5 protein-coding genes are annotated in these 7,354 nt (G+C 71.3%); 1 reads left to right on the forward strand and 4 read right to left on the reverse strand.

Annotated features, from left to right (window positions below):
• The first annotated feature begins 92 nt into the window (after positions 1-92).
• Positions 93-1,499, forward strand: coding sequence for a glutamate decarboxylase (locus VGZ32_RS03365; RefSeq protein ID WP_326884301.1), 1,407 nt, complete (start codon positions 93-95; stop codon positions 1,497-1,499).
• 53 nt (positions 1,500-1,552) lie between these two features.
• Here VGZ32_RS03365 and VGZ32_RS03370 read toward each other — a convergent pair whose 3' ends face one another.
• The 4 genes from VGZ32_RS03370 to VGZ32_RS03385 all read right to left on the reverse strand — a co-directional run.
• Positions 1,553-2,752: a glycosyltransferase gene (locus VGZ32_RS03370; RefSeq protein WP_326884302.1), complete on the reverse strand. Its 1,200-nt coding sequence runs from the start codon at positions 2,750-2,752 to the stop codon at positions 1,553-1,555.
• Entirely contained in the window at positions 2,749-3,579 is an 831-nt protein-coding gene (locus VGZ32_RS03375) for an alpha/beta hydrolase (protein ID WP_326884303.1), read from the reverse strand. The genes VGZ32_RS03370 and VGZ32_RS03375 overlap by 4 nt, the downstream gene beginning before the upstream one ends.
• Positions 3,580-3,584: 5 nt before the next feature.
• The gene (locus tag VGZ32_RS03380; RefSeq protein ID WP_326884304.1) at positions 3,585-3,896 is read right to left on the reverse strand and encodes an acyl carrier protein; all 312 of its coding nucleotides are present in this window, start codon (positions 3,894-3,896) and stop codon (positions 3,585-3,587) included.
• The coding region (locus VGZ32_RS03385; protein ID WP_326884305.1) for an acyltransferase domain-containing protein at positions 3,893-7,354 on the reverse strand (3,462 nt) is incomplete at its 5' end. The genes VGZ32_RS03380 and VGZ32_RS03385, both read right to left, overlap by 4 nt.

Consider the following 7,354-nt stretch of genomic DNA (forward strand, 5'->3'; position numbering starts at 1 on the left):
CGCTGCTCGCGGCCAACTCCCACGAGTGGAAAGGTGGTCGTGGCCGTCAGGCACACGCGGCGCCACTGGGATCACGACCACGGAGGCTCACGATGGGACTGCACGAAGGCCGGACCGGGGACCGGCGCCTCGCCGTCAATCCGCTGCTCTCGGAGGCCGATCCGCTCGGCTCGATGCAGGTCGCGCCGCCGGTGAACCGGCTGGCCGACGGGCCGATGCTGCCGTCGACGGCCTATCGCCTGATCCACGACGAGCTGATGCTCGACGGCAATGCGCGGCTGAACCTCGCGACGTTCGTCACCACCTGGATGGAGCCGCAGGCGACCGTCCTGATGGCGGAGTGCGCGGATAAGAACATGATCGACAAGGATGAGTATCCGCAGACGGCGGAACTCGAACGGCGGTGTGTCGCGATCCTGGCCGATCTGTGGAACGCGCCGGATCCGGGCGCGGCGATCGGCTGCTCCACGACCGGGTCGAGCGAGGCGTGCATGCTGGCCGGGCTCGCCCTTAAGCGCCGATGGATGCGGCGTAACGAGGACCGTTATCCCGGCTCGGCCCGCCCGAACCTGGTGATGGGCATCAACGTTCAGGTGTGCTGGGAGAAGTTCTGCAACTTCTGGGAGGTCGAGCCGCGCCTGGTGCCGATGGAGGGCGAGAAATACCACCTCGACGGCGAGCGCGCGGTGGCGATGTGCGATGAGAACACGATCGGCGTCGTGGCGATCATGGGCTCGACCATGGACGGCAGCTACGAGCCGGTCGGCGAGATCTGCGCGGCGCTGGACGCGTTCCAGCAGCGCACCGGGCTGAACATCCCGGTGCACGTGGACGGCGCCTCGGGCGCGATGATCGCGCCGTTCCTCGACCCCGGCCTGGAATGGGACTTCCGCCAGCCGCGGGTCGCCTCGATCAACACCTCGGGGCACAAGTACGGCCTCGTATACCCCGGCGTCGGCTGGGCGCTGTGGCGGGACGCCGAGGCGCTGCCCGATGAGCTGGTGTTCAAGGTCAACTACCTCGGCGGCGACATGCCGACGTTCGCGCTCAACTTCTCCCGTCCGGGCGCCGAGGTCGTGGCGCAGTACTACAACTTCCTGCGGCTGGGCCGGGACGGCTACCGGGCGGTGCAGCAGGCGACCCGGGACGTGGCCCGGCACCTGGCCGACGGTATCGAGGCGTGCGGCACGTTCCGGCTGCTGACCCGCGGCGACGAGCTGCCCGTGTTCGCGTTCACGACGACGCCCGACGTCAAGGAGTTCGACGTCTTCGACGTGTCGCGGCGGCTGCGCGAGCGCGGCTGGCAGGTGCCCGCGTATACGTTCCCGGAGAACCGCACCGATCTGGCCGTGCTGCGCGTGGTGTGCCGCAACGGCTTCTCCGAGGACTTGGCGGATCTGCTGCTCAAGGACATGAACCGAGTGCTGCCCGAACTGCGCCGCCAGCCGGGTCCGTTGTCAGAGCACGGAATCGAGAGCAGGACGGCGTTCCACCACTGACGGTGCACCGCCGTCACGTGCGGTGTCGCCCTGACTCGGGCCTGGACCCGAAGTCAGGGCTTGCCGTGCGCGGCTAAACGGACAAGGTGCTCGGCCGCGGCGGCGGCGCCTCCGGCGGCGCGGAAGGACTCCGCGACCCGCGCGGCGGCCTGCCGGAACTGCGGGTACGTCAGAACCGTGTCGAGCGCGGCGCCGACGTGGTCGGCTCGGGCGCGGCCGAAGCGGACCCTGATCGCCGCGCCCGCCTCCGCGGCCTGCTGGGCGACGATCGGCTGGTCGTCGCGGATCGGCGCGACGACCAGCGGGACGCGGTGGTAGAGCGCCTCGCACACGGTGTTCTGGCCGGCGTGGCAGATCACGGCGCTGATCCACGGAAGCAGCTCCAACTGGGGCACGTGGTGGGCTGTCAGGACATTGTCGGGCGGTTGCGTGACGACTTCGGCTGGGTCCGCGAAGATTCCGAAGAGCTCCGGACGGTCAGCGAGCGCCGCCGCGCACGCGTTGAGGAACTCGCCTCCCGTGTCTGAGTTCGCGGTGCCGATCGTGACCAGGACGAGCGGCGCCTCCTCGGGCAGCGCGTGCCAGGGGAATCCGGGGTCGTGTGGGCGCACGGCGATCGACGGACCGACGTAGCGCAGCGTGTCGCCCAGTTCGTCGTGGCAGCCGGACAGCTCGGCGGAGCTGTACGCCAGCACCAGGTGCGGTGAGAAACGCAGGTCACCGTATGTGCACTGATACCGGTCCGACGCGGCCGCGGTTGGATCGCCGTAGCGCAACTCCAGGTGGAGCAGCATCTCGCGGACCCAGGCGGCGACTTTCGGCATGCCGCCGAGTGGGTCGGCGAGTTCGGCCGCTGTCGTCGCCGAGGTCGCCCACGGGATGCCGGTGCGCTGCGCCACGACCGCCCCGGCGACCGCCTGCTGATCGACGACGAGGACGTCCGGCTTGAACTCGTCCACGGCCGCGTAGACGCCGGGGATCATCGCCTCGGCCAGGGGGATCAGGAACGTCTCCCAGAGGAACTTGAGCGCGGCGGGGCCGCGCAGGTCGGCGGGTCGCTCGACCGCCGCGCCGTCCGCGTGGGGCAGCGCGCACGGCAGCACCGCGGCCTCGGGCCCGGCCAGCCGCGTGACGAACTCGGCGTGTCCGGCCCAGGCGACCTGGTGCCCCTGCTCGGCCAGCCGCGCCGCCACGCCGAGCGTCGGATTCACATGCCCGACCAGCGGCGGCACCACGAACAGGAACCGGCTCACCCCGCCTGCGCCTCCGCTCCCGCGCCGACCCCGTCGAGGCGGTGCTCGCCGATCCAGCGCAGTACCAGGTCGAGCACCACGGCCGGCGCCTCGACCAGGACCGAGTGCTCCTGTCCGGGCAGGATCGCGTTCGTGCAGCGCGGCATGAGCGACTCCAGCAGCGGCGCCTGGGCGGCCAGACCGGTCTCCGATTCGGCTCCGTACACGGCGAGGACGGGGCAGCGGATCGTGGACAGCAGCGCGTCGTCCAGCAGTCGGCCGGCTGGCAGGTCCCGCTCCAGGGTCGTCGCGTCGAGCACCCGCTTTGCCCGCTTGGATCGGCGCGTCACGTCCCGCCCGTAGTGCGCGGTGAGCCAGAGTGTCGCCTCGATGCTGCCGAGCTTCGTGGCCGCGCGGTGCAGCACCGGCGCCATCACGTCCGACCACCGCTGGGTGGCGGGTTCGGAGTCCAGGCTGACGAGGCCGGCCGTGCGCTCGGGGTGTCGTTCGGCGAAGCCGTACGCGAGCGTGCCGCCGAAAGAGTTGCCCAGGATGTAGACGGGCTCTGCGATGCTGAGCGCGTCGAGGAGGGCCGCGAGGTCGTCGATGAAGTCGTCGATTCGGTATCCGGTCGGCGGGCACTCGGTGTTGCCGTGGCCGCGCAGGTCGTACATCAGGACCCGGAGCCCGGCGTCGCGCAGGCGTTGTGCGACGGTGAAGTAGTAGCTGGCGAGGCTGTCGATGAGCAGGCCGTGGACGCACACGATCGTCGGCGCGTCGCCGGCGCCGTCGCGCGGTTCGATCAGCTCGTAGTTCTGCCTGATGCCGTTGGCCGTGATCACGGGCACCGGGATCAGCCCACTTCCGCGGCGCGCAGCGTGTCGGCGACGTACTCGACCAGCTGCCCGACGGTCAGCGCGATGATCTCCTCGAGGCCGAGGTCGCCGACGAACTCGGCGAAGTTGACCTGGCTGCCGTAGCGGGCCTCCAGCTTCCCGCCGAGGGCCACCAGGTCCATGCTCTCCATCTCGAGATCGTCGTAGAACCGGGTGTCCATGGCGATCTCGGCGTCGTGGAGTCCGTACTCGTCGAGGATCGCCCGCAGCAGCTCGGCGATCTCGGCCAGTACGGTGCGCTCCAACGAGCCGGTGGTCGTCGGGCTCATGTGTCGCTCTCCTGATCGTGGGTGGGGGTGTCCGGGCCCTGGGTCCAGGCCACCGTGTATGTCCGGGCGGGCAGATCGTCCGGGTTGGCCAGCACGGCGGTGTGCACCTGGTAGCGGCGGGCGGGGTCTGGGGCGCCGCGCCGCGCCTCGACGACGAGGCCTGATTCGGTGGCCGAGAGGACCGCGAAGGCGCGCGGATTCCCGGCCAGACCTGTGCCCTCGGCTTTGCCGACGGCTTCCTTGGCGGTGAAGAACCGGGCGAACCACAGCGTCTCCGCCTCATCGCGGGGGCGGGGGTCGGCGGCGACGAGTTCGGCGAGCAGCGCTTGTTCCGCGTCGCTGAGGGCGAAGTCGCGCGTGGTCTGGTCACGTGGCACGAGGGGTTCGACGTCGATGCCGACGCCGGACGCGTGCGGGCCGCCGGGCCGGGCGAGCGCGACGCCGACCTCGCCGCAGTGGGCGAGCGAGACCTCCAGCGGCGGCACCTGCATGCCGTGCATGCCGCTGATCCGGGGCTTGCCGCTCTGCTCGTTCCACACGCGCAGCTCGGCCGGGTAAAGCGGGCCCTCGACGAACCCGGAGTTCCAGAGGTGGCGGCGCGCGGCGTCCTTGACGGCGATGCGGCCGAGCAGCCACTGCTTGCGGGTGCGCGGAGGGCAGGACTCGTAGTCGGCGCGTTCGGCGGCGCTGAGGTAGCTGCGCATCCGCAGGTCTCGAGAGGCCGGGTCGGACCAGCGGTCGAACACGGCGAACCAGTCGCCCGGCTCGGCGGCGGAGAGGGTGGCCAGACCTGAGGCGCGCTCGAATGCCCAGGTGTCGGGGTGGCTGCCGAAGCGACGGTCGGTCCAGCCGGTGAACTCGGCCCAGACCCGCCCGCCGATCGTCAGCTGCGCGTCGGCGACCAGGTCCGTGTCGTCGACTTCGCGGATCCTGATATGGCAGTCCAGGCGGGTGCCGGGGGCGGGCGGCGGGCCGAAGAACGCGATCCGCCGCATGCCGACCGGGAAGACCACGTTGCGACGCTCGTGGGTGGCCATGATCCAGTAGCCGAGGAGTTGGCCGACGTTGTCGAGGAGGGCGCCGGGCGCGGCCGGCGTGATGATCGTGCCGCGCGCGTGGCGGTCGCCGATCGCGGTGAGCTCGGTCAAACCCTGGAAGCGGGGGCCGTGGAACATGTGGCGGTCGGCGTAGAGCTGAGCCGCCGAGGTCTCGGGAGCCCGCTGCGCGGAGCGGTCCACCGGCCACGGCGCGGGCGGCCGTGGGAAGTCGGGCGCGACCTCGATGGTGGCGCGGGCGTAGGAGCCGAAGGCGATTTTCAGCCGGCCGGGTGCGGCGGGGTCGGGCGTCGCGGTGATCTCGATCTCGACCGGCGGCGTGGCTGCGGTCCACCGGTCGAAGCGGGCGGCGTGCACTGCGACCGGCCGATGTCCGGGCGCCGAGCGTTCCGCAGCCTCCATCATGTGGTGGATGACCGTGGTCGCCGGGACGACCGGGAAGAGGTCTGACACGTCTGGCCAGCCTTCGCGCTGCTTGAAGAAGCAGTGATCGAGCAGGTAAGGCATCGTATTGACATCGACGGTGAGCCGCGTCGATCGCACGGGCCTGGACGTTGGTTGCGGCGCCGGTTCCACTTGCGGCGCTGGACGGTGCCGGGCGAGACGCGCGGCGATGATCGCGTTGGCGCTCACGGCTGTTTCGCGCAGCAGGGCGGCCACTTCGGCGGCGACGGGCTGCTGCGCGGCAAGTGCGTCGAGGCCGCTCAGTTCGGCCGACGGCGAGCGCGCGGCCGACAGCGCGGGTATCCGGCCGTCGAGCGAGACGAGCGCGCCGCCGAGGTCGAGTTTCGTCGGCAGGCCGCGGCGTCGCGGCGTCTCGCGCTCGCCGAGTTCGTGCACGTTCATGCCCTCGGCCCACAGCGCGGCGGCGACGCGGCGCAACTGGGCGAGGCCGTCGCGCTGTGGCGCGTTCGCCGCGATGGCGAGGTGGTCGCGTCCGGACAGCACGTCGTCCACCACGGTCGCCAGCGCGCCGGTGCCCGCCTGGACGAACACCCGGAATCCGGCCTCGTACATGGCGTCGATCAGCTGCCGGAAACGTACAGGTTCGAGCAGGTGCCGCGTGAACAGCTCCCGCACCGCCGCCTCATCACCGGGGAAGGGTGCGGCGATCGTGGCCGACCATACCGGGATGCGCGGCGGGTGCAGCTCGAACTGCGCCGTGGCGTCGAGGATCGGGCCGAGGTAGGGCCGCAGCATGGGCGTGTGGAAACCGGAGCGGAACGGCAGCACCTGGCACAGGACGTTCCGTTTCCGCAGGTCCCTGATCAGTTCGTCGACTTGCTGCTCGGGTCCGCAGACTACGCACTGGTTCGGTGCGTTATCGTGGGAGAGCGCGATGCCTGAGTACTTCGCGTCGGCGAGCGTGGTGGCGACCCGGTCGGCCCCGGTGCCGAGCGCGCCGAACACCAGGCCGGGCACGCGCACCGAGTCGGGGTCGAAGCCCTCGATGAACCGGTCCACGGCGGGGCCGGAGAAGAGGCCCGCGTGGATCATGGCGGTCCACTCGCCGACGCTGTGCCCTGCGACGGCCGCCGGGGTCACGCCCATGCCGTCCAGCGCCCGCGCGAGCAGCCGCCCGACCTCGACGACGCCGACGCCGTGGGCGCCGACGCTGTGTTCACCAACACCGTGTTCACCGACGCTGTGCTGACCGATACCGCCAGCCGAGCGGTCGCCAATCGAGGCGCCGACTCGGTGCGCGACGTCGTCGACGCGCGGGGTGAAGTCGGCCTCGAGGCCGGGGAAGACGAAGGCGATGCGGCCTTCGGATCCGTCGGCGAGCAGCGGCTGCGGGCTGAACCAGATGTCGCTGCGTCCGCGCCACGGTTTGCCGTTGGCCAGGACGCGGCGGGCGAGCGCGAGTTTCTTGGGCGTCGGATCGGCGATCGCGACGCGGCAGGCGCCCGGCATGTCAGAGACCTGCGCCATGAGCGAGTCGTCAGAGGCGTCGAGCAGCGCCGCGAGCGCGGCCGGGTCGGCGGCGGCGAGCTTTAGGATGCGCTCTTGCGGCGGCTGCGCGAGCACTGCCGGCGCGGCAGACGTCGGTGTCAGTGTCGGCGCCTGTTCGAGGACGACGTGCGCGTTGATGCCGCCAAATCCGAACGCGTTGACCCCGGCCCGGCGCGGCGTGCCGTTGCGCGGCCAGGGACGGGCCTCGGTGATCGGCTCGAACCGGGTCGCCTTGAGCTCGGGGTGCGGGTCGTCGCAGTGCAGGGTCGGCGGCAGGACACCGTGGTGGAGCGCGAGCGCGGCCTTGACCAGGCTCGCGATTCCGGCCGCAGGCATGGTGTGGCCGATCATCGACTTCACCGACCCGAGCGCGATCGGGTCGCCGTCGGGCGGGCCGAAGACCTCGGCGAGCGTCGTCACCTCGGCCCCGTCCCCGGCGGGTGTCGCAGT

Origin of the sequence: Actinocrinis sp., assembly GCF_035938995.1 — a bacterium.
Classification (GTDB): Bacteria; Actinomycetota; Actinomycetes; order Streptomycetales; family Catenulisporaceae; genus DASZGI01.